At 64.7% G+C, this 23049-nt stretch carries 21 protein-coding genes and 2 pseudogenes; 6 read left to right on the top strand and 17 right to left on the bottom strand.

The features are described 5' to 3' along the window. Positions 1 to 162 precede the first annotated feature (162 nt). A pseudogene (locus tag ONR75_RS15385) lies at positions 163 to 1463 on the top strand (hemolysin family protein). 194 nt (positions 1464 to 1657) lie between these two features. On the opposite strand, the gene parC reads toward ONR75_RS15385, so the two are convergent. Continuing rightward, positions 1658 to 3922: a DNA topoisomerase IV subunit A gene (parC, locus tag ONR75_RS15380; RefSeq protein WP_265083334.1), complete on the bottom strand. Its 2265-nt coding sequence runs from the start codon at positions 3920 to 3922 to the stop codon at positions 1658 to 1660. A 261-nt stretch (positions 3923 to 4183) separates the two neighbouring features. On the opposite strand from parC, the gene ONR75_RS15375 reads away from it, so the two are divergent. Further along, complete coding sequence (locus ONR75_RS15375) at positions 4184 to 4462, top strand: hypothetical protein (RefSeq protein WP_265083333.1); 279 nt, start codon at positions 4184 to 4186, stop codon at positions 4460 to 4462. A gap of 63 nt (positions 4463 to 4525) precedes the next feature. Here ONR75_RS15375 and recO read toward each other — a convergent pair whose 3' ends face one another. Next, complete coding sequence (recO, locus tag ONR75_RS15370; protein ID WP_265083332.1) at positions 4526 to 5281, bottom strand: DNA repair protein RecO; 756 nt, start codon at positions 5279 to 5281, stop codon at positions 4526 to 4528. A 64-nt stretch (positions 5282 to 5345) separates the two neighbouring features. After that, positions 5346 to 5657 carry a hypothetical protein gene (locus tag ONR75_RS15365; protein ID WP_265083331.1) on the bottom strand — a complete coding sequence of 104 codons (312 nt, stop codon included), beginning with the start codon at positions 5655 to 5657 and terminating at the stop codon, positions 5346 to 5348. 565 nt (positions 5658 to 6222) lie between these two features. Here ONR75_RS15365 and ONR75_RS15360 point away from each other — a divergent pair. Further along, positions 6223 to 8106 (top strand): AI-2E family transporter, encoded by a 1884-nt coding sequence (locus tag ONR75_RS15360; RefSeq protein ID WP_265083330.1) that lies wholly within the window; start codon positions 6223 to 6225, stop codon positions 8104 to 8106. A 232-nt stretch (positions 8107 to 8338) separates the two neighbouring features. On the opposite strand, the gene ONR75_RS15355 is transcribed toward ONR75_RS15360, so the two are convergent. From ONR75_RS15355 to rpoZ, 10 genes and pseudogenes are all read right to left on the bottom strand, one after another. Continuing rightward, positions 8339 to 8755, bottom strand: coding sequence for a hypothetical protein (locus tag ONR75_RS15355; RefSeq protein WP_265083329.1), 417 nt, complete (start codon positions 8753 to 8755; stop codon positions 8339 to 8341). A 9-nt stretch (positions 8756 to 8764) separates the two neighbouring features. Further along, positions 8765 to 9718, bottom strand: a complete 954-nt coding sequence (era, locus tag ONR75_RS15350; protein ID WP_265083674.1) for a GTPase Era — start codon at positions 9716 to 9718, stop codon at positions 8765 to 8767. Next, on the bottom strand, positions 9711 to 10526 hold the full coding sequence (gene rnc / locus ONR75_RS15345) for a ribonuclease III (RefSeq protein WP_265083328.1): 816 nt from the start codon (positions 10524 to 10526) through the stop codon (positions 9711 to 9713). The genes era and rnc overlap by 8 nt, the downstream gene beginning before the upstream one ends. Continuing rightward, positions 10523 to 11281, bottom strand: coding sequence for a signal peptidase I (gene lepB / locus ONR75_RS15340; protein WP_265083327.1), 759 nt, complete (start codon positions 11279 to 11281; stop codon positions 10523 to 10525). The genes rnc and lepB overlap by 4 nt, the downstream gene beginning before the upstream one ends. Before the next feature lie 550 nt (positions 11282 to 11831). Then, the gene (locus ONR75_RS15335) at positions 11832 to 12032 is read right to left on the bottom strand and encodes a hypothetical protein (protein ID WP_265083326.1); all 201 of its coding nucleotides are present in this window, start codon (positions 12030 to 12032) and stop codon (positions 11832 to 11834) included. Positions 12033 to 12107: 75 nt separating this feature from the next. Next, positions 12108 to 12527: a holo-ACP synthase gene (acpS, locus tag ONR75_RS15330; protein ID WP_265083325.1), complete on the bottom strand. Its 420-nt coding sequence runs from the start codon at positions 12525 to 12527 to the stop codon at positions 12108 to 12110. Next, complete coding sequence (locus ONR75_RS15325) at positions 12524 to 13288, bottom strand: pyridoxine 5'-phosphate synthase (protein WP_265083324.1); 765 nt, start codon at positions 13286 to 13288, stop codon at positions 12524 to 12526. The genes acpS and ONR75_RS15325 overlap by 4 nt, the downstream gene beginning before the upstream one ends. Before the next feature lie 205 nt (positions 13289 to 13493). Further along, positions 13494 to 15677: a RelA/SpoT family protein gene (locus ONR75_RS15320; RefSeq protein WP_265083323.1), complete on the bottom strand. Its 2184-nt coding sequence runs from the start codon at positions 15675 to 15677 to the stop codon at positions 13494 to 13496. Further along, positions 15674 to 15832, bottom strand: a complete 159-nt coding sequence (locus ONR75_RS15315) for a hypothetical protein (RefSeq protein ID WP_265083322.1) — start codon at positions 15830 to 15832, stop codon at positions 15674 to 15676. Before ONR75_RS15315 ends, ONR75_RS15320 begins: the two co-directional genes overlap by 4 nt. 142 nt (positions 15833 to 15974) lie before the next feature. Continuing rightward, a pseudogene (gene rpoZ / locus ONR75_RS15310) lies at positions 15975 to 16368 on the bottom strand (DNA-directed RNA polymerase subunit omega). Positions 16369 to 16728: 360 nt separating this feature from the next. Here rpoZ and ONR75_RS15305 point away from each other — a divergent pair. Together ONR75_RS15305 and ONR75_RS15300 are read left to right on the top strand one after the other, a co-directional pair. After that, the gene (locus ONR75_RS15305; protein ID WP_265083321.1) at positions 16729 to 17355 is read left to right on the top strand and encodes an NYN domain-containing protein; all 627 of its coding nucleotides are present in this window, start codon (positions 16729 to 16731) and stop codon (positions 17353 to 17355) included. Continuing rightward, positions 17333 to 18046, top strand: coding sequence for a uracil-DNA glycosylase (locus ONR75_RS15300; protein ID WP_265083320.1), 714 nt, complete (start codon positions 17333 to 17335; stop codon positions 18044 to 18046). Before ONR75_RS15305 ends, ONR75_RS15300 begins: the two co-directional genes overlap by 23 nt. On the opposite strand, the gene ONR75_RS15295 is transcribed toward ONR75_RS15300, so the two are convergent. The 4 genes from ONR75_RS15295 to dapA form a co-directional block, all read right to left on the bottom strand. Next, entirely contained in the window at positions 18043 to 18618 is a 576-nt protein-coding gene (locus ONR75_RS15295; RefSeq protein ID WP_265083319.1) for a peroxiredoxin, read from the bottom strand. The two genes, ONR75_RS15300 and ONR75_RS15295, sit on opposite strands and share 4 nt — an antisense overlap. Positions 18619 to 18628: 10 nt before the next feature. Beyond that, on the bottom strand, positions 18629 to 19102 hold the full coding sequence (gene smpB / locus ONR75_RS15290) for an SsrA-binding protein SmpB (protein ID WP_265083318.1): 474 nt from the start codon (positions 19100 to 19102) through the stop codon (positions 18629 to 18631). Between the two features lie 67 nt (positions 19103 to 19169). Further along, entirely contained in the window at positions 19170 to 19586 is a 417-nt protein-coding gene (mscL, locus tag ONR75_RS15285; protein WP_265083317.1) for a large conductance mechanosensitive channel protein MscL, read from the bottom strand. Between the two features lie 94 nt (positions 19587 to 19680). Beyond that, positions 19681 to 20571: a 4-hydroxy-tetrahydrodipicolinate synthase gene (gene dapA / locus ONR75_RS15280; RefSeq protein WP_265083316.1), complete on the bottom strand. Its 891-nt coding sequence runs from the start codon at positions 20569 to 20571 to the stop codon at positions 19681 to 19683. A gap of 236 nt (positions 20572 to 20807) precedes the next feature. Between dapA and ONR75_RS15275 the strand changes: the two genes are divergently transcribed. After that, entirely contained in the window at positions 20808 to 23021 is a 2214-nt protein-coding gene (locus ONR75_RS15275) for a transglycosylase SLT domain-containing protein (protein ID WP_413776479.1), read from the top strand. Positions 23022 to 23049 lie beyond the last annotated feature (28 nt).

Genomic DNA, 23049 nt, shown 5'->3' with positions numbered 1-23049 from the left:
CAACATGCGCGATCACGAAATGTTGCCTCGACTTGGACCGCCAGGCGCGACCGGCCATCCCGCCGGACCGTTTCGCGGCGGCCGCGTCCCGCGGACGCAAACCTGTCCCCGGGGGCCCAAATTGAGCTATGCTGGGATGTCATCACCGAAGAAGGATAAAGCGTGTTATCTGTCGAACTCGGGATCGTTGCGGTCCTGATCGTGGTCAATGGCCTGCTCTCGATGTCCGAGCTGGCCATCGTCTCGTCCCGCCCGGCCCGGCTCGCCGCCCTGGTGGAAAAAGGCGTCCGCGGCTCACGCCGCGCGCTGGCGCTGGCCTCCGATCCCGGCAAGTTCCTGTCCACCGTACAGATCGGCATCACCCTGATCGGGGTGCTCTCCGGCGCATTCTCCGGCGCCACGCTGGGATTGCGGCTGACGGATTTGCTGCTGGAACTCGGCGTATCCAAGGGCGCGGCCGATGCGCTCGGCGTCGGCATCGTGGTGTCGGTGATCACCTATGCGTCGCTGATCGTCGGCGAGCTGGTGCCGAAACAGATCGCGCTGCGCGATCCGGAAGCGGTGGCGGTGCGCGTCGCGCCGGCCATGGTGCTGCTGGCGAAAGTGTCGCTGCCTCTGGTCTGGCTGCTGGATCGGTCCGGCAAGGCGCTGCTGTGGCTGCTCGGCCAGCGCGGCGACGCCGGCGAAAAGGTCAGCGAGGACGAGATCCGCAGTCTGGTCACCGAGGCCGAGAATGCCGGCGTGCTGGAACCCGGCGAGAAGGAAATGATTGCCGGCGTGATGCGGCTCGGCGATCTCGCGGTCGGCGCGGTGATGACGCCGCGCCACGAAGTGGCGATGATCGACCTCGCCGATCCCGTCGAGGAGATCTACGCCGAACTCGCCGGCAGCAACCATTCGCGCTTCGCGGTGTTCGACGGCAATCGCGATTCCGCTGTTGGCATCATCCAGGCCAAGGACATGCTCGACGTCTATCTGTCCGGTGCGACGCCGGACCTGCGCAAACTGGTGGTCGAGGCGCCGGTGATCCCCGACTCGGTCGACGCCCGAGACGTGGTCGCGATCCTCAGGGACTCGCCGGTGCATATCGGTCTGGTGCACGATGAGTACGGCGTATTCCAGGGGTGGTCACATCAGCCGATATCCTGGAATCGATCGTCGGCGCGTTTCACACCGAGGACGGCCCGGCCGAACCGGCGTTCCACAAGCGCGACGACGGCTCCTACCTGATAGCGGGATGGATGCCGGCGGTGGAGTTCGCGGCGCTGCTGCATATCGAGCTGCCGCTGCAGCAGCGGCCGTACCAGACCTTCGCGGGATTTCTGCTGCAGGAGTTCGGCCGGATTCCGGAGGAAGGCGACCACATCGTCGCCTATGGCTGGCGCTTCGAAGTGATGGACCTCGACGGCCGCCGCATCGACAAGGTGCTGGCGAGCAAGGTCGAGGAGATGGCGCTGGGGTAGTTCCGCCTTAGCCCAGCGCGTGCCCAGCACTCACTTGTCGTCCCCGCGAAAGCGGGGACCCAGTACACGCGAACGACGGTGCGTAAGCTCCGGCGCCGAAGTTTATTGGATCGCCCGGTCCTGGCGCGCAATTGCGCGCAGGCCGGGCGACGACAGGGAGAGGGCTGAAGCGCCGTTGCGCTTCACGACGTCCGCTACGCGATCACCTTGCCGAACTTGTTCGACTTCGGAAAACCCTTCGGCGGCAGGCGGCCGGCGTCGGCGCGGTTGCCGCGCCATTCGGCCAGTTCCTTGATGGTCGCGCTGAATTCGCGGCCGGCGCCGTCGCGCCAGGTCAGGCCTGCCTTGGCGGTGAAGGTGACGATATCGCTCAATCCGCCGTCCTTGTACTTCTGCAGCCGCACGCCGCGACCGCGCGCCATTTCCGGCACCTGGTCGAGCGGGAAGATGAGCATCTTCCGGTTGTCGCCGATGACCGCGACGCTGTCGTTGCCGTCCTCGACCACGGTCAGCGTCTTCGCCTCGTTGGGCATCTCGACATTGAGGATCTGCTTGCCCTTGCGGGTGTTGCCGACGCAGTCGTCCTCGTTGACCACAAAGCCCTGGCCGTCGTGGCTGGCGACCAGGAACTTGCGGCCGCCCTTGTGGACGAACAGCGCGACAATGGCGGCGTCGCCTTCCATGTCGATGAACATGCGGATCGGCTCGCCGTGGCCGCGGCCGCCCGGCAGCTTGGAGACGTCGAGCGCGTAGAAGCGGCCGTTGGTGGCCAGCAGCATCAGCTTCGACGTGGTCTCGGCGAAGAACGCCTGGCCGAGCTTGTCGTCGGTCTTGAACACCAGGCCCGACGTGTCCTCGACATGGCCCTTCAGCGTGCGCACCCAGCCCTTGTCGGAGATGATCACCGTGACCGGCTCGCGCTCCACCAGCGATTCCTCGAGTGCTGCGAGGTCGTGCTCCGGCGCATCCGCGAAGGTGGTGCGGCGCTTGCCGAGCGCCGTCTTCGGCCCGAACATGTCGCGCACCCTGCGCACCTGCTCGCCGACCTTGGCCCACTGCTCGGCCTCGGACTTCAGGATCGCGTTGATGCCCTTGAGCTCGTCGCGAAGCTTCTTGTCCTCGGTGCGGATCTCGAATTCTTCCAGCTTGCGCAGGCTGCGCAGCCGCATGTTGAGGATCGCTTCGGCCTGGATGTCGGTGAGCGAAAACGCCTTCATCAGCACCGGCTTGGGCTCATCCTCGGTGCGGATGATCTTGATCACCTTGTCGATGTTCAGATAGGCGATCAGGTAGCCGCCGAGCACTTCGAGGCGATGCTCGATCTGCGTCTTGCGGTAGTTGGAGCGGCGCAGCAGCACGTCGCGCAGATGGTCGAGCCATTCGCGCAGCACTTCGGCCAGGCCGAGCACCTTGGGGATGCGGCCCTTGACCAGCACGTTGAGGTTCAGCGGGATCTTGCTTTCCAGCTCGGTCAGCCGGAACAGCGATTCCATCACCAGCTCGGGATCGACATTGCGCGACTTCGGCTCGATGACGACGCGGATATCCTCGGCGGATTCGTCTCTGATATCGCCGACCAGCGGCAGCTTCTTGTCGTTGAGCAGTTCGGCGATCTTCTCGATCAGTCGCGACTTCTGCACCAGCCAGGGAATCTCGGTGACCACCACGACCCAGGCGCCGCGGGCGCCCTCCTCCTGGTGCCACTTGGCACGGGTGCGGAACGAGCCGCGCCCAGTCATGTAGGCTTCGGCGATGCTTTCCTTGGAATCGATGATGATGCCGCCGGTCGGGAAGTCCGGACCCTTGACCCAGCGCAGCAGCGCCTTGGACTTGGCGTCGGGCTTCTCGATCAGGTGCAGCGCGGCGTCGCAGAGTTCCGCGGCGTTGTGCGGCGGGATGGCGGTGGCCATGCCGACGGCGATGCCCTGCGAGCCGTTGGCCAAGAGGTTCGGGAAGCCGCCGGGCAGCACGCTCGGCTCTTTCGACTGGCCGTCGTAGTTCGGGCGCAGCTCGACGGCGTCCTCGTCGATGCCCTCCAGCAACAGCCGCGCCACATCGGTCATGCGGGCTTCGGTGTAGCGGTAGGCGGCGGCGCTATCGCCGTCGATATTGCCGAAATTGCCCTGGCCGTCGACCAGCGGGTAGCGCGACGAGAAATCCTGCGCCAGGCGCACCAGCGCGTCATAGATCGACTGGTCGCCATGCGGATGGAACGAACCCATCACGTCGCCGACGATTTTTGCCGATTTCTTGAACGGAGTGCCGGGATCGAGCCGCAGCAGCCGCATGCCGTACAGGATACGCCGATGCACCGGCTTCAACCCGTCGCGGGCGTCCGGCAATGCGCGGTGCATGATCGTGGAAAGCGCATAAGCGAGATAGCGCTCCTCGAGCGCGTCCCGCAGCTGCACTTCGTGAATTTCAGCCGGTTCTACCGGCGGAATCAGTCGTTTTCCCATGGCGGGGGATTAGCCTCTGGCGCCGAATTCGACAAGAAACGAATCGGCATTGTTGTGGCGCGGCAGCCGTGTGGCGTGGCAAGACATTGATAAAGCTGCCACTTTCTTCGGCCTCCCTCTGAATTTGACGGGAAGATGCCGCTGACGGCATCCGTGACATGGGCGTCTCCAACTCGGCGCGACCGATGGCAAGTTGCTTCCCCGGATACCTCATCCTAGATTGACGGCGCCAAGGTGTCCTCGCGCTCCCGGAGCTGAACGATGACCAGCAGTGATGTCCGGCTCGTCGCCGCGCCGCTGATCGCAGCGGGGGTGGTTTCTGCGCTGGCCTGGAGCGCGGCGCTGCTGGCCATTCGCCGGAACATCAAGCGTCAGGATCGCCGTCAGCTTGCCAAGCCCGTGCCGGTGCAGGCGTCCCGGAACGACGTGACCGACGCCGAGATCGCGCAAGCCCTGACCCAGCTCAGCATTGCCATTGCCAGGCACGTCAACCGCGGTGCCTTCAAGAACCAACCGGCGACACGACAATCCGGCTCCTGATCTGGGGTTGATGGAAGCGACCCACCGCGCACGGCACCGAGCCGAACGTCGTGAAGTAAAGCCCTACTCCGCCGCAAGCCGCGCCAAGTGCCTGGTCACCGCATTGATAAACCCCTCCCGCGCGTCCGAGTGGCCCTGCCCGCGCGGCTCCAGCACGTTGCGCAGCAGGAAGCGGCCGGTGAGGTCGAAGCCGTCCTGCAGGTCGCGGTCGGACCACGAGTTCTGCCGATCGGCGTCGCCGCCGTCGCGCAGGAACGGCGGCAGCCGCATCAGCCGGTCGCGCCACGGCTCGCCGGCCGACCGCGACACTGCGCCGCCGGACTTTGGCGAGACATAGATCAGGTCGGTGGTGGCGCCTGTGGCGGCGCAATTGTCGAGGTCGAGGCCGAAGCCGAGTTCTGCCAGCATAGCCAGCTCGAACCGCACCACATGCAGTGCGGCCTCGCTGACATCGTCGAAATCGTTCAGCGTGCGGTCCAGCATCTCGTAGAGGTCTTCATGCGGGTCGCGCTCCGGCAGCAGCCGCGCCAGCGCCGCCAGATGGGTCACGCCATAGGTGGCATGGCTGGAGGCCAGCACGGTGGCGGCGCGCATCTGCAGGCCCTCGATCTGGTAATAGCCGAGATGTTCATCGAGACGCGCGCGCCAGGTCGCATTGACGGTATTGCCGGGCTGCAGCACCGGCCGCATCCGCGTGCCCGCCCCGCCCCTGACAAGGCCGAGATGCCGGCCGTGGCCGCGGGTCAGCAGTTCGACAATGGCACTGCTCTCGCCATGCCGCCGCACCCCCAGGATGATGCCTTCGTCGGTCCATTCCATGAACTGGACGTTATATGATTTTCACCATGACTTCTGCATCCGGGGTGAAACCGAAAGCCATTTTTCAAGCGCGGATATCGACCGAAGCCGTAGTTTCCTGAAGTCGCAGCAAGGCGTCCAGAGTCTGGCCAAGGGCTTCGACATTGCGACGGTCCCCCCTCGATTGCGCACCCGTTATGCCTGCCCGCAAGGTCGCGAAAGCATCAATCGGCTGATTGTCCATGCGGTTGGCTTCGTCGGCTGATGCGCTGCCGCTGCCGGCCCATCGCGACGCCGGTGGTGACATCATGCCAAGCAGTGGGCCGGACTCGTCGAGGGTCATCTTGCCGCTGCGGATCAGATCGTTGACCGTGCTGCGCATCTGAGCCGGCGACATGCTGGAGAAATCGTAAGTGGAAATGCCGGCCCCGGCATCGGCGACCGCGGCACTGGATGCGCTCTCTGCCTTCTGAGACCGGCTCGCGCCCGGCGCCGCGTAGGACGAGGTGACCGACGTGCCTGTAATCTGCATTCAAATTCCCTGACTTGAAAACTTCATCGAGGGCATCTCAGCAATTGTCGTACCAGACGTCGTGACTGAAAATGCGGGCGTTTTCCACGAGCCCGTGCTTGTGACCATGGGGAAAATTCTTCGCAGGCGGCAAAAATTACCACCGAGCATCAGCAACGATGGCGCTGGAATCGCCGTGCCTGCGCACCGCAAGAATGATGCTGCGTCGTCCACCCCATGGCGGCCATCTACCGGAATTTGGCATACTGGATGGTCGCGTCGGTGCAGCCGTAGTGAGCGGAGCAGCAACGTCGGAGCGGAACGTTTGCCCGGCGCAGCGGTTGCAGTTAAGGCTCGCAGCCAGGTCCATTGCCGGACCCGACCGGACATTCCATTGACAGACATAGCACCCATCCGTCTCCCCAAGCCGCCGGGAACGGCACTGATCAACATGGCAGTAGCGGCCCTGATCGTGACCGGCCTGTATTTCGGCCGCGAGATCCTGGTGCCCGTGGCGCTGGCGGTGCTGTTCAGCTTCGTGCTGGCGCCGTTCGTAATCCGGCTGCAGTCATGGCGGGTGCCGCGAACGGTTTCCGTGCTGGTCACCGTGTTCATCGGCTTTTCCGTGATGTTCAGCCTGGGCGGCCTGATGGTGTCGCAGGCCAACCGGCTCGCCCAGGAATTGCCGGGCTACCAGCAGACGCTGCGCGACAAGATCCAGGGGCTGCGCGGCTTCGCCACCGGCGGCTCCGGCACGCTGGAGCGGGCCTCGCGCGTGCTGCGTGAGCTCGACAGCGAACTGCAGAACCCGGCCGCAGGGCGAAGCGCCATCGACGGGTTGCGCCGGCAGCCGCTGGACAAGCCGATCCCGGTGGAAATCCGCCAGCCCGATCCGGGCACCCTGACCACGCTGGTGGCAATCATCCAGCCGCTGATCCAGCCGCTCACCACCACCGGCATCGTGGTCATCTTCGTGATCTTCATCCTTCTGCAGCGCCAGGACCTGCGCAACCGTTTCATCCGCCTCGCCGGCTCCCATGACATGCAGCGTACCACCGCTGCGCTCGACGACGCCGGCCAGCGGCTGTCACGGCTGTTCCTCAACCAGATGATCGTCAACGCCAGCTTCGGCCTCTTGATCGGCATCGGGCTCACCTTCATCGGTGTGCCGAGCGCGCCGCTGTGGGGGCTGGTCGCCGCCATCCTGCGCTTCGTGCCCTATGTCGGCTCGGCGATCTCGGCGGTGTTTCCGCTGATCCTCGCCGCCGCCGTCGGCTCCGGCTGGGGCATGCTGCTGATGACCGTGGCGTTGTTCGCGTCGCTGCAGGTGATCGCCAGCCAGGTGGTGGAGCCCCTCGTCTATGGCCGCAGCTCCGGCCTGTCGCCGGTGGCCATCGTGCTGTCGGCGTCGTTCTGGACCTGGCTGTGGGGGCCGATCGGGCTGGTGCTGGCGACGCCGCTCACCGTCTGCCTGGTGGTGGTCGGCCGCCATGTCGACCGGCTGCAGTTCTTCGACGTGCTGCTCGGCAACCAGCCGGCGCTGACGCCACCGCAACTGGTCTATCAACGCATGCTGGCCGGCGACCCCATCGAGGCGTCGCAGCAGGCGCAGACCTATCTCGAGGACGCGCCCCTGGAGACCTACTACGACAGCATCCTGCTGAAAGGGCTGCGTCTCGCCGAGGCCGACGTGCGCCTCGGCCGCCTGCACGCCGACCGGCTCGAGCGCATTCTCGCCACGGTCAGCGAAGTCGTCGACGACCTCGAGACCCACGAAGACCGTGTCCCCGAAGAGATTGAAGTCGTCGATGCGCGCTCCGAGCTGGCGCGGCTCGACGGCATCGTTCCCGTCGAGGATCCCGCGCCCTTGCTCGCGCAGTGGCAGGCGCCCGGCGCGGTGCTGTGCATCCCTGGCGCCGGCAAGCTCGACGAGGCGGCGGCGCTGGTGCTGGCGCAACTGCTGAAACGCCGCGGCATCGGCGCCACCGCCGAGACCGCCGACGCGCTGTCGATCTCGCGGTTCTTCTCCCTCGATGTCTCGCAGACCCAGGCATTCTGCATCTGCTACGTCGGGCAGCCCTCGGATGCCATGGTGCATTATGCGGTGCGTCGCCTGGTGAAGAAGAGCAAGGGCAGCCGCATCGTGGTCGCCATGCTCGGCGACACGCGCGACGCCCCGCTGTCGTCGACGCGCGACGTCACCCCCGCCGCCGGCAACTTCAGCCATGTGGTTGATACGGTGTCGGAACTGGCAGCCGGACGATCGTCCTCCACCGCCCTGACGGCGCTGGCCGCCGGCGTCGACGCGGCGCTGGAGCGTGCCGGGAAAGTGTAGTCCGCCTTGTGCAGATTCGTAGGGTGGGCAAAGGCGCGCTTGCGCCGTGCCCACCGTTCAAATCCATCGCCGCCGATGGTGGGCACGCATCGGCCGCGCTACGCGCGACCCGATCGCTTTGCCCACCCTACACTCTACACGCCAAGCGCGGGGGCGGATTTACGACCCGCGATCCGCCGCTTCAACGATCACGCCGTAAAGCGGGTTACGCTTCGCTAACCCGCCCTACTCCTCACGCGTTGAACCAGTTGGCGGCGTCGCCAGTGAATGCAAAGTACAGTCCGCCGGCGGTCAGTGCGCAGGACACGATCTCGATGGCGCTGTCGAGCTGCAGCCCGCTGATGCCGAGGATCTGCAGCAGCGACAGTACCGAGAACACCAGTGATGCCACCAGCACCCAGCGCGGCCAGCTCTTGCGGCCGTGAGCGGCGTGATGCACCAGAAACACGAACAGCAGCAGCAGACAGGCCGCAACGATGTTCGCCGCCATGATCGTGGTCTCGGTCATGTCAGCATCGGGCGTGCGGTCCTGAAACGCGATCGACAGCGCATCCAGCGTCAGCGATGCGTACAGCAGGACTTCGAAGTAGAAGACGTTCTTCGGAACGTTCTTCGAATTGTTGTTGGAACCGTTGTTGGCAACCGACATGGGCGCTGGCTAGTCCTTGGGGAATTCGAGGCCCATTTCGCGGTAGCGATTGGGATCGTCGCCCCAGTTCTCGCGCACCTTGACGAACAGGAACAGATGCACGGGCACGCCGGTGATCTCGGCGATCTCCTTGCGGGCATCGGCGCCGATCGACTTGATGGTGGCGCCGCCCTTGCCGAGCACGATCTTGCGCTGGCTTTCGCGCTCGACGAAAATGGTCTGCTCGATGCGGATCGACTTGTCCTTGCGCTCGGTCCAGGTGTCGGTCTCCACCGTGGACTGATACGGCAGCTCCTGGTGCAACTGGCGGAAGATCTTTTCGCGGGTGATTTCGGCCGCGAGATGCCGCATCGGCGCATCCGACATCTGGTCTTCGGGATAGTGATAGGGACCGGGCGGCACCGCAGCCGCCAGCGTGCGGCGGAGATCGTCGACGCCGTCGCCGGTCATCGCCGAGATCATGAACGTCTCTTCGAACTTCATCCGCTCGTTGGCGGCGGCCGCCAGCTTCAGCAGCTTTTCCTTGGAGACGATGTCGACCTTGTTGATCACCAGATACTTCGGGTGATTGACCTTCTCGAGCTGGCTAAAGATCGCCTCAGCCTCCTCGTCGATGCCCTCTCGGGCGTCGAGCAGGATGCAGACCAGGTCAGCGTCATGAGCCCCGCTCCAGGCGGTCTTGACCATGGCGCGGTCGAGCCGGCGCTTCGGCAGGAAGATGCCGGGGGTATCGACCAGGATGATCTGCGCGTGGTTCTCGATCACGATGCCGCGGATCAGCGCGCGCGTGGTCTGCACTTTGCGCGAGACTATGGTGACCTTGGATCCGACAAGCGCGTTGACCAGCGTGGATTTTCCGACATTCGGCGCGCCGATCAGGGCGACGAAGCCGCAGCGCGTCTCCGCATCGGGAACGTCGGGCGTCGGGGCGGGATCGATATCGTCGTTCACAGGGTCATCCATCATTGTTGTCGCTGCTGACGCCTTCGCGCGCCAGCATGGCGGACGCGGCGAGCTTCTCGGCCGCGCGCTTGCTGCCGCCGACGCCTTCCGCGGGCGCCAGGCCCGGCAGGTCGACGGCGACACGGAATTGCGGATCGTGATGCGGGCCGGAGCGCTCGACCTCGCGATAGACCGGCGTCGGCAGTCCCTTGCCCTGGGCCCACTCCTGCAGCACGGTCTTGGAATCGCGCAACGGGCGCGCCGGCTTGCGCATGCGCTCCAGCCAGTTGCGCTGCACGAAACTGTCCGCGGCGGGGTAACCGCCATCGAGGAAGATGGCGCCGATCACCGCCTCGCAGATATCGCCGAGCACCGACTTGCGAAGCCGCGCGCCGGCGCCCGCCCCGACCGCGCCGAGCTTGATGCCGTCGAGCAGGTCAAGCGTGCGCGCCACGTCGGCGCAGGCTTCCTTGCGCACCAGTTCGGCTAGCCGCTTCGACAGTTCGCCCTCGTCCGCTTGCGGAAAGGCGCGGTACAGCATGTCGGACACCACCAGACCGAGCACGTGGTCGCCGAGGAATTCGAGGCGCTGGTAGCTGTCCGCGCGGCTACGCTGCGACTTCAGCGCCGACACATGGGTGAAGGCGGTGGCCAGCAGCAGCGGGTCCTTGAATGTGTAGCCGATCCGCGTCTCGATCTGCGCCGCGGCAGCCTTCATGGCGGCATTCTTGCGCTTCTTGCGCACGGCAGCCGTCTCCGTGCCGGCGTCAGGCAAGGTCAGGTCGTCGGCACTCGAGGGGGACGCGAGGTTGGCGGAGTCGTCTTTCATCGCACAATGGAAAAGATGCGACCCCAGCGAACGGCGGTCGGCCAGCGCCAGATCTGCCAGGCATGTTCGCCCTCGGCGATCGAGAAGAAAATCATCTGCGCGCGCCCGACGATGTTCTCGAACGGCACGTAGCCCACCGCGGACAGCACGCGGTTGTCGGTGGAGTTGTCGCGGTTGTCGCCCATCATGAAGAAGTTGCCGGGCGGCACGGTGTAGACGTTGGTGTTGTCGTAGAAGCCGTTGTCGACGCAATCGAGCGACTCGTAGGTGACACCGTTAGGCAGCGTCTCCTTCCAGCGCTTGACCCGCGCGGTGGCGTCGGAGCCGCAGGGATCCTCACCGACGAAATCCGACAGGCGCTCGCGCTGCACCGGCTTCTCATTGATGTAGAGCAGCCCTTCCTTCATCTGGATGCGGTCGCCCGGCAGCCCGATCACGCGCTTGATGTAATCGGTGCTGTCATCCTTCGGCAGCCGGAACACCACGACGTCGCCGCGCGCCGGCTCCGAGCCGAAGATGCGGCCGGAGAAGATCGGCGGCGACAGCGGGATCGAATAGTGGCTGTAGCCATAGGAATATTTCGACACGAACAGGTAGTCGCCCACCAGCAGGGTGGCCTTCATCGAGCCCGACGGGATGTTGAACGGCTGGAACAGGAAGGTCCGGATCACCAGCGCGATCAACAGCGCATTGATGACGACGCGGATGGTTTCGCCGACGCCGCTTTCAGTCTTGGTTCCGGATGTCACGCTCATCGCTTTCCCGATTCCCGCATTGCCGCGCGGATTGTGGTGATCTCACGCAAACATGGCGCCGCGATGAGATGAGGCATTGATTCTGATGTTTAGAGCGAATTGCGGCGCAAACCCAGAGGGTCAGGCCACGTTCGGTCCTGCTGAAGGCAGATGCCGGCTTTTAACGGGTTGTTTGCCGTGCCGCAATCAACGGAACCGTTATTGGGGCAGGAAAGATCAGCGAATTGGTTGGAAAGATGGAGGAAATTTAAGTCGGCGCACCATTTGCGGCGCCTCGGCATCATCCCCTGCTACCCGACATCTGCCAGTTACGCTGCCGGCCGCTCGGCCATTTCCTTCAGGGCATCGGCGATGAACTTCTCGTTCGCCACCCGTGCGGCTTCCTGGATATGGGGGAAGCGCTTCAGACTGCGAACGGCGGTAAGCCGCGCGGTTGAAGTGCAATCCGATGGCCACATAAACCAGAACAAAGGCCGCCCCGATGACGGGAGCGAACAGGCCATAAAGTTGATAACCGTTCATTCCTGGATCCCTCCAAGGATGGCCAACGCTAAAAATGTAAGCACCCACTAACGAGGATGCAAACCAACGACCCTGCCAGGATCGATGAAACGTCCGTAACCACCGGCAAAATCCCGTAGAAAAACGCCAGAACGGGACCGATTACACCGGCCGAAAGCATCGCAACCGCAATCGCATTGGCAAATCCTGCCATCAGCTTAAGCCGCTCATTGAAGACGACTTTTTTCATCGGCTCGGCTGCGATGCTTTGAACGGCCAGCGCAGTTTGGCACGTTAAAGTTGCAACCTCAACTCGCAGGCCAGCTCAGCCTTTGCTCGCCTGCTCCGCCGAGATGATCACAAACGCCTGCGCCAGCGGCCAGTCGTCGGTGATGGTGAGGTCTATCCGGGCCTCCATGCCCGCCGGGGTCAGCTTCTGCAGCCGGGCCAGCGCCCCACCGGTCAAAAGCATCGACGGCCGGCCGCCCGGCAGGTTGACCACCCCCATGTCGCGCCACCAGACGCCCTGGCGGATGCCGGTGCCGAGCGCCTTCGAACAAGCCTCCTTGGCGGCGAAGCGCTTGGCGTAGGTGGCGACCACCATCTTCTCGTTCTTGGAGCGGCGCTCGGCCTTGGCGCGCTCGGCGTCGGTGAAGATGCGATCGAGAAAGCGCTCGCCATGCCGCTCGATCACCTTGGCGACGCGGGTGATGTCGATCAGGTCGGAGCCGATGCCGATGATCATGCGGCGCCCGCGAGGTGCTTGCGGCCCCGGTCCATCGCCGCGCGCATGGCGCGGACGGTGGCGCCGAGGCCGACGAACAGCGCCTCCCCCATCATGAAATAGCCGATGTTGAGTTCGGCGATCTCCGGCAGCGCCGAGATGGTCTCGGCGGTGGCGTAATCGAGGCCGTGGCCGGCATGGATCTCCAGTCCCGCGGATTTCGCCAGGGCTGCGCCGGCGACAATGCGCTGCCATTCGCTGGCGGCTTTGGCCGCATTGCCATCCTCGATGGCGTCGCACCAGGCGCCGGTGTGCAGTTCGATCACCGGGGCGCGCAATTTGGCGGCCATCTCGATCTGACGGGGATCGGCAGCGATGAACAGCGACACCCGGACGCCGGCGTCGTTGAACCGGGCGATCACCGGCGCCAGCGCATTGTGCTGACCGGCCACGTCGAGGCCGCCTTCGGTGGTCAGCTCCTCGCGCCGTTCCGGCACCAGGCAGACCGCATGGGGCCTGGTGGCCAGGGCGATCTCGACCATGTCCGGCGTCGCCGCCATTTCGAAGTTCAGCGGCTTTGAAATCTCGGCCTTCAGCCGCTTCATGTCATCGTCGCGGATGTGGCGGCGGTCCTCGCGCAGATGCGCGGTGATGCCGTCGGCGCCGGCCTCGATGGCCGCCAGCGCAGCGCGCACCGGATCGGGACGATGCCCGCCGCGTGCATTGCGCAGGGTGGCGACGTGATCGATGTTGACGCCGAGGCGGAGGGGAAAAGTGGGCATTGGCAACTTCCGGAAATCAACGATGCGGTGAGCATAGCGATGTGAAGCGATCATTGCGAGCAGCCACCGGCTGTCATCTCCGCGAAAGCAGGGATCCGGTCAACGCTGTCGGAGAGATCATCACTGGCGCCTGCGTCTACTGGGTCGCCCGGTCCTGGCGCGCAATTGCGCGCAGGCCGGGCGATGACAGCGGAGGCCGGGGGCTTTACCCATTCACCCGCTCGACCTTCGCCACCACGGCCTTGGCGCGCAACTGGTTGATGATCGCGCTGAGATGCTTGAGATCGTAGACCTCGATATCGATGTTCTGCTCGGTGAAATCCGGCGAGCGGCGGTGCATGCTGATGTTGTCGATATTGCCGTCGTGGTCGGCGATCACCTGGGCGATCTGCGCGAGACTGCCGGGCTCGTTGACGTTCTGCACGAATAGCCGCGCCGGAAAACGCTGCGGTGAGGATTCGTCGACGTCCCATTTGACGTCGAGCCAGCGCTCCGGCTCTTCCTCGAAATCCTTCAGCGCCGGCGACTGGATCGGATAGATCGTGATGCCTTCGCCGGGGGTGATGATGCCGACGATGCGGTCGCCGGGCACCGCGCCGCCATTGGGCGCGAACTTCACCGGCAGGTCGGAATTGACGCCGCCGACCGAGATGATCGAGGTGAAGCGCCCGGCGCCATCGGGCGTCTTGACCCGGTCCGCCGTGGCCTTGCGGTTGCTGGTTGCGAAGCGGCCGACGCGCTCTTCCTTGTAGTCCGGATACATGGCGCGGGCGACGTCGGCGGCACGCAACTCGCCGCGCCCCACCGAGGCCATCACGTCGTCAATGGACGATCGCGCCAGCCGCGGCAGCGCGCCCTTCAGCTGGTCGTCGGAATATTCGATCTTGGCGCGGGCAAACAACCGCTCGACAATACGGCGGCCGAGGCCGGCATACTGGTCGCGCATCGCGGTGCGGGTGGCGCGGCGGATCGCGGCGCGGGCCTTGCCGGTGACCGCGAGCGACTCCCAGGCGGCGGGCGGCGCCTGCTGCGCGGCCGATGTCAGCACCTCGACCTCGTCGCCGTTCTGCAGCTCGGACGACAAAGGCGCGAACTTGCCGTTAATCTTGCAGCCGACCGCGCTATTGCCGACGTCGGTATGCACGGCATAGGCGAAGTCGACCACATTGGCGTTGCGCGGCAGCGCGATCAGCTTGCCCTTCGGGGTGAAGCAGAACACCTGGTCGTGAAACAGCTCGAGCTTGGTGTGCTCCAGGAATTCTTCCGGATTGGTGCTTTCGGAAAGAATGCCGATGGTGTGGCGCAGCCAGGAGAACGCGTTGGACTCGCGCTGCAGCATCTCGGTCGGCGAGCCCTTGCCGTCCTTGTAGAAGGCATGGGCCGCGATGCCGTATTCGGCTATCTGGTTCATGTCCTCGGTGCGGATCTGCAGTTCGACACGCTGGTTACCGGGGCCGATCACGGTGGTGTGGATCGAGCGGTAGTCGTTCTGCTTCGGCGTCGAGATGTAGTCCTTGAAGCGGCCGGGCACCACCGGCCAGGTGGTGTGCACCACGCCGAGCGCGCGGTAGCAGGCCTCCATGTCCTTCAGCACGACGCGAAAGCCGAAGATGTCGGACAGCTGCTCGAAGCCGACCGACTTGCGCTTCATCTTGGTCCAGATCGAAAACGGCCGCTTCCGCCGGCCGCTGACCCGGGCGATGATGCCGTTCTTCTCCAGCTTCATGGAGAGATGGCTTTCGATCATGCCGATCAGATTGCGGTTACGCTCGGCCAGCGAGTCGAGCCGCTGCATGACCACCGAATAAGCGTCGGGGTCGAGCACCTTGAACGACAGCTCCTCGAGCTCCTCGCGCATCTCCTGCATGCCCATGCGGCCGGCCAGCGGCGCATAGATGTCGAGAGTCTCCTCGGCGATGCGGCGGCGCGACGCCGGCGGCATGAATTCCATGGTCCGCATGTTGTGCAGCCGGTCGGCCAGCTTGATCAGCAGCACACGGACGTCGTCGGCGATGGCCAGCAGCAGCTTGCGCAGGTTCTCGGCCTGCTTGGCCTCGCGCGATACCAGCTCCAGCCGCTTCAGCTTGGTCAGACCCTCCACCAGCGCACCGATCTCGGCGCCGAACAGCCGGTCGATTTCGGCGCGGGTCGCCTCGGTATCCTCGATGGTATCGTGCAGCAGCGCCGCCACGATGGTGGCATCGTCGAGCTTGAGGTCGGTGAGGATCGCCGCCACTTCCAGCGGATGCGAGAAATACGGATCGCCCGAGGCCCGCGTCTGCTCGCCATGGGCGACCATAGCGTAGACATAGGCCCGGTTCAGCATGTCCTCGTCGGTGTTCGGGTTGTAGGACTTGACCCGCTCTACCAGATCGTACTGGCGCATCATCCGCGCGCGCGAGGCGCGGGTACCTTCACCGGCGCATCGGCCGGCGTCTCCGGGACCACGACCGCCGGGTCGGCCGCAGCGGGCGGCGACGGGACAGCGGCGACCGCCTCGGTCGCTGCCTGCATCTGCCCGGTCTTTCGGCGAATGGTCGCCATCGCTGCCTCGTTTCATCAGGCGCGGATCGCGCCCGTCTCGTCACCGCAACTTTGCCCTGAAAGTATCAGGAAAAGCAAAGGCCCGGACAACGGTCCGGGCCTTCAACAAAACAGAACACCGTGAACGGGCTGTTGCCAGCGCCTATTCGTCTTCTTCAGGCTGCTCTTCCGGCGGCGCCAGGCCCTCGAGACCCTTGAGAAGCTCTTCTTCCGTCATGCGTTCGACCGCAACCTCGGTATCGTCAGCATCGACGCTGGCGCCGGCAGAACCGATCAGCGGGATCGTGTCGGGCTCGGGCTCGTCGACCTCGACGAACTTCTGCAGCGAGTGAACCAGCTCCTCGCGCAGATCTTCCGGCGAAATGGTCGAGATCGGCAATCTCGCGCAACGACACGACGGGATTCTTGTCATTGTCGCGATCAACTGTAAGTTGCGATCCTGAGGAGATCATACGTGCCCGATGGGCAGCCAGAAGGACCAGATCAAACCGATTGTCGACTTTATCGATGCAATCTTCGACGGTGACGCGCGCCATTAACTGTCGCTCCGTGTGTGTGGGGACCGGATATGATGATTATTCGTGCTAGGTACAGAGGCTTGGCCGATTTCGCAAGGGCCAAATTGCCAACTGGACAATCACGCGCCCTCTGGTACGCTATTATTATACCCGTCACAAGATCTACAGATCGCGGCCATCTGCATCAGTTTAGAGCATCTCGGACACTAAAACGCTTTATTGCAACCGCAAGTACAAGGGCTTAACCCTCCGGCTTCGCAATTTGCGATCCGGCCTTTTCGATCGATACGCCCCTGGCGGTCATTGCTCCCGCCTTCCCTGCCGGTGGATTGCTGCCGCGCCAAACGTAAACAACAACAAACCGCACGAGAAAACTTGATGTCCCCTGCATCCAACAAGATCGCGCTCTTCATTGACGGCGCCAATCTCTATGCGACGGCCAAGACCCTTGGCTTTGACATCGACTACAAGCGCCTGCTCAAGGAATTCCAGAGCCGCGGCACGTTGGTCCGCGCCTTCTATTACACCGCGATCATCGAGGATCAGGAGTATTCGTCGATCCGACCGCTGATCGATTGGCTCGACTATAACGGCTACACGGTGGTCACCAAGGCCACCAAGGAATTCATCGACGCCTCCGGCCGCCGCAAGGTCAAGGGCAACATGGACATCGAGCTTGCGGTCGATGCCATGGAGCTGGCCGAACATGTCGATCAGATCGTGCTGTTCTCCGGCGACGGCGACTTCCGCTCGCTGGTCGAGGCCGTGCAGCGCCGCGGCGTTCGTGTGACGGTGGTGTCCACCATCTCCAGCCAGCCGCCGATGATCGCCGACGAACTGCGCCGTCAGGCCGACGTGTTCACCGATCTGATCGAACTGCAGTCCAAGCTGGGGCGCGACCCCGCCGAACGCCCTGCCCCGCGCGAGCCGCGCCACGCCCCGCAGTTCCTGCAGCGTGCCACCACCATGGCGCCACGGGGCGATGACGACGATTTCGAAGACTAAGACGCAGCTCAGCAGACAGCAGCCGGCGGTGGTGGCAACCGCGATCTCCGTCGGCACTTCGACCGATCCCGGGCGCGACTGCCCGCTCTGTCCGCGTCTGATGGCCTACCGTCAGGATCTGCGCGCGCGCGATCCCGACGGCTTCAACGCGCCGGTACCTTCGTTCGGGCCGGTCGACGCGGGCCTGCTGATCGTGGGTCTCGCCCCCGGCGCCCAGGGGGCCAATCGAACCGGGCGTCCGTTCACCGGCGATTATGCCGGCGACCTGCTCTACGCCACCCTGATCGAATTCGGCTTTGCCACCGGCACGTTCGAGGCGCGCCCCGACGACAGCCTGACGCTGACGGACAGCCGCATCACCAATGCGGTGCGCTGCGTGCCGCCGCTGAACAAGCCGTTGCCGGTGGAGATCACCACCTGCCGGCCGTTCCTGATTTCCACCATGGAGACCATGCCGCGGCTGCGCGCGATCGTGCTGCTGGGCCGCGTCGCCCACGACACCATGCTGCGCACGCTCGGCATCCGTGCCGTCACCGCGCCGTTTGCGCACGGCGCCGTGCACGACGCCGGCCGCTTCAAGCTGTACGACAGCTATCACTGCTCGCGCTACAACACGAACACGCGGGTGCTGACGCCGGAGATGTTTAGGGCTGTGTTTGCGCGGGTGAAGGCGGATCTGACGAGCAGCTAAACCGGATTGGCCTTGAGCCATGCCAGCACATCGCCGGCGTTACGGTCCGGCGGAAACACCGGATAGAACACGTGGGTGGTGCGGGCGTCGTCAATGATCAAGGCGATGCGCTTGATCAAAGTGAGGTCGGCGACCTCCATGGTCGGCAGATCGAGCGCCTGCACCAGTTCGAGGTTGTCGTCGGACAGCACCGGAAACGGCAGATGCAGCCGTGCGGCCATCTCGGTCTGATAGGCATTGCTCTGGGTCGACAGGCCGAACACATGCTTTGCGCCGGCAGCCTTCAATTCGGCAAACAGGTCGCGAAACGCGCAGGTCTGCGGCGTGCAGCCGCGCGCCCCGGGGATCATGTCCCAGTCATCCACCAGCGAGACCCGCCCGGGCTCGCCGGTGCGCGGATAACCAAACACGACGACCCGGCCTTTCAACTCGGACAGCACGACCGATGTATCGTTGGTGGCCAGCAGGCTGATGGGCGGAATCGGCATGCCCACCAGATGCGCGGCGGCGCCGTCATCCTCGGGCGCCGGGATCTTGCTCCAGTCGACGTCGAGCAGGTTGGGTTGTTTCATCCGCCGATCCTCATCCCCGCGCGCGCATCAGGCGTCCCTTCTCGCGGCCCCAGTCGCGATCCTTCTCGCTGGCGCGCTTGTCGTGCAACTGCTTGCCCTTGGCCAGCGCCAGCTGCAGCTTCACCCGGCCGCGTTCGTTGAAGTACATTTTCAGCGGCACCAGCGTCATGCCCTGGCGCTCCACCGCGCCCAGCAGCTTGTTGATCTGCTTGCGATGCAGCAGCAGCTTCCGCGGCCGCTTGGGTTCATGGTTGAACTGGTTGGCCTGCAGATATTCGGGGATGTTGCAGTTGATCAGCCAGATCTCGCCGTTCTTGGGGTCGGCGTAGGATTCCGCGATGGTGCTCTTGCCGTTGCGGATCGACTTGACCTCGGTGCCGGTGAGCGCGATGCCGGCCTCGAGCGTGTCCTCGATCGCGTAGTTGAAGCGCGCCTTGCGGTTTTCAGCGACCACCTTGATCGGGCGCTCTTTCTTTTCAGCCATCGTCAATATGCCCTGGGCGTCATCGCGGGATAGATAAACCTGATAACGCGCGCTTCAAGCGTGAGGCTTACGCCTTCTTGAGCAGATCGCGGATCTCGGTCAGCAGTTCTTCTTCGCGCGTCGGTTTCGGCGGCTCAGCCGGCTTCGCCGCGTCGTTGCGCTTCAGCCTGTTCATGAAGCGGATCACCATGAACAGAACGAAGGCGATAATGATGAAATTGATGGTCAAAGTGAGGAAGTTGCCCCAGGCCAGCACGGCGCCCTGCTTCTTGGCGTCGGCCAGGTTGGTCGCGGTGACCGCCTTGGACAGGCCGGTGAAGTAATTGGAGAAGTCGAGGCCGCCGGTGATTGCGCCGACGATCGGCATGATGATGTCGCCGACCATCGATGTGACGATGGCGCCGAACGCCGCGCCGATGATCACGCCAACCGCGAGATCGACGACGTTGCCCTTCATCGCGAACTCGCGAAATTCCTTCAGCATTCGAGCCCCTCCTCTTCAATCTGACTTACAGTATCGGTAATGACGGAAATCGCGATGGTGTCGGCAATGATCCGGGCGGCTCAAAGAACGTCGGTCAGTTGATCAGTCCGGCATGGACCATGGCCTTGCGGATCACCGCTCCGGTCGGCGCCGTCACCGGCATCAGCGGCAGGCGCACGTCCTCCTGCAGCCGGCCCAGCAGGCCGAGGCCATGCTTGGCGCCGGCCAGCCCCGGCTCCATGAAGATGGCGTCGTGGAGCGGCGTCAGCCGATCCTGAATTTCCAGCGCGCCGGCGTAGTCGCCCTTGAACACCGCGGCCATCAATTCGGCGCACGGCTTTGGCGCGACATTGGCGACCACTGAAATGCAGCCGTGGCCGCCCGCCGCCATGTAAGCGAGCGCGGTCATGTCCTCGCCGGACATCTGGATGAAATCCGGCCCCATGGCATGGCGCTGCTGCGAGACGCGGGCCAGGTTGGCGGTGGCATCCTTGACGCCGACGATGTTCTTCAACTCGAACAGCCGGCTCATAGTGGAGACCGACATGTCGACCACCGAGCGCGGGGGAATGTTGTAGATCAGGATCGGGATGCCGATGGCGTCGTTGATCGCCTTGAAGTGCTGGTACATGCCTTCCTGGGTCGGCTTGTTGTAATACGGCGTCACCACCAGCACGGCATCGGCGCCGGCCTTCTCGGCGTGCCGGGCCAGTTCGACGGCCTCCCGGGTGGAGTTCGAGCCGGCGCCGGCGATGACCGGGACGCGCCCCTTGGCCTCGTCGATGCACCATTCCACGACGCGCTGATGCTCGCTGTGGCTGAGGGTCGGGCTTTCGCCGGTGGTGCCGACCGGCACCAGGCCGTTGGTGCCCTCGGCAATCTGCCAGCTCACGAGGGCGCGAAACGCCGCTTCGTCGAGCGCGCCATCTTTGAACGGCGTCACCAAGGCGGTGTAGGACCCCCGAAATTGCGTCTTGGCTGCCATGGTTTTCTCCGAACGCGCGCTGCTTGGCCGTCTGCTTGAACCGGTTGATCGAACCGCGAGTCATATCGGGTCTGGTGACCACGCGAAAGTCCTGCCGGTCGGAGCCGGAGCCGCGATTTCGCCGTTGTGAGGGCGCAAACTGCACCAAGTTGGGCAAAATTGACGTTTTGTCCATTATTTCAATCAAATACAGCTGTGATTGATTGCAATTGCCTGATTCGCCGCGAAGGACCGCCGTGAAGCGACTGTTCCCATCAAAGGCCCTGCGATCGACTGCGCTCTGCGGCAGCCTGGCGCTGCTGGTTGGGTTGAGCGCGATGGTCCCCCACGCCTGGGCGACGGGCAAGGTTCCACTGCCCAAGCCACGCCCGATCGCCCGCAGCGCGGTGCCGAAGACCACGGCCTCGATCGCGCCGGCCGCCAAGCCCGTACACCGGGACGAAACGACGCCGGCGCCGGCGATCCAGCCGGCCACCCGCCAGCACGCGGCGCTGCCGCCGCCGGCGAAGCGATCTGTCGCACCGGCAGCCATGGCCACGACATCGTCGACGTCGCAGGCCGATACCGAAGCGCTGGAAAACGTCATCGAACTGGTGCGCAAGCGCAAGCCGGTGGATGCCGCGCAGGTGTCGCAGACGATCGGCGATCCCGTGGCGCGAAAGCTCGCCGATTGGATCATCCTGCGCAGCGACGACAACGGCGCGACGGTCGAACGTTACCGCGCCTTCCTGTCCGCCAATCCAAGCTGGCCGTCGCAGACCTTCCTGCGTCGCCGCGCCGAAGCTGCACTTTGGGACGACCGTCGCGACGACGACACCGTCCTCGGCTATTTCGCCGACGAGAAGCCGCTGTCGGCCAAGGGGAAATTCTCGCTGGCCCGAGCCTTGATCGCGCGCGGCGACCGCGCCGGCGCGGAGCGCCTGGTGCGCGACGCCTGGCGCAATGACGGCATGTCCGGCGACGTCGAAAACACAGCGCTCGATCTGTTCGGCGCATTCATCACAGCGGGCGACCACAAGGCCCGCATGGACAAGCTGCTGTACAGCAGCGACACCGACGGTGCGATGCGCGCCGCCAAGCGGCTCGGCGGCGCGCAGATGGCGCTGGCCAAAGCGCGCATTGGCGTGACCAAGAAGGCCATCAATGTGCGAGGCCTGCTTGACGCCGTACCGAGCGAGCTGCACGGCGATCCCGGCTACATGTTCGCCAAAATCCAGCAGCTGCGACGCGAGGAGAAATTCGCGGAGGCCGGCCAGCTGATGCTGGCGGCACCGCGCGACCCGGCGCGGCTGCACAATCTGGACGAATGGTGGGTGGAGCGCCGGCTGCTGTCGCGAAAGATGCTCGACGTCGGCGAGTATCGCACCGCCTATCTGATCGCGCGCGACGCCGCCCTGCCCGCCCGCGACATCTACAAGACCGAACAGGAATTCACCGCGGGCTGGATCGCGCTGCGCTTCCTCAAGGATCCGGCGGCGGCATCCCAGCATTTCGCCCGCATCGGCGTCGGCAGCGTCAATCCGACCGCGCTGGCCCGTGCCGGCTACTGGCAGGGTCGTGCGGCGGAAGCCGCCGGGCGCAGTTCGGAGGCCCGACAGGCCTATGCGGCGGCGGCCGAGCAATCCACCAGCTACTACGGTCAACTGGCGCGGGCCAAGCTCGGCCTGCCGCAGATCGAACTGAACGGCGCACCGAGCGCCCGCGGACGCGGCGTCGAGCGGCTGGAAATCGTCCGTGCCGTCGCGCTGCTCTACGCACTGGATGAGCGCGAGATCGCGATCCCCATCCTCGCCGACATGGGCGAGAACGGCGATCCCGACGCGGTGCTCGGCCTCGGCGATCTCGCCGCCCGCAACTCCGACGCCCGCGGCATGCTGCTGATCGGAAAGGCCGCCCTCAATCGCGGCCTGCCGTTCGACCACTACGCCTATCCGACCGTCGGGATTCCCTCATATCCGACGATCGGCCCGGAGGTCGAGCGCAGCGTCGTCTATGCCATAGCGCGACAGGAAAGCGCATTCAATCAGGCGGTGGTGTCGCCCGCCAATGCCTATGGGCTGATGCAGGTGACGCCGGATGCTGGCCGCTATGTCACCAAGAAGTACGGCGCGAGCTTTGACCTCGCCAGGTTGAAGACCGATCCGGTCTACAACGCATCCATCGGGGCCGCCGAACTGGGCGGCCTGCTCGACGACTATCGCGGCTCCTACATCATGACCTTCGCCGGCTACAATGCCGGCCGCGGCAGCGTCCGCAAATGGGTGGAGCGCTACGGCGACCCACGGGATCCCAAGGTCGACGCGGTCGACTGGGTCGAGCAGATCCCGTTCTCCGAGACCCGCAACTACGTGCAGCGGATCATGGAGAACCTTCAGGTCTATCGCGCCCGCTTCGGCGGCGGATCAAAGTTGCAGATCGAAGCCGATCTGCACCGCGGCAGCGTCGAATAGCTTTCGCGGCGAGCCGAAGAACTCCGTG

This window comes from Rhodopseudomonas sp. P2A-2r (genome assembly GCF_026015985.1).
Taxonomy (GTDB): Bacteria; Pseudomonadota; Alphaproteobacteria; order Rhizobiales; family Xanthobacteraceae; genus Tardiphaga.
The sequence above is the reverse complement of the archived record's forward strand: the minus strand, read 5'-3'. Positions and strand labels throughout refer to the sequence as shown.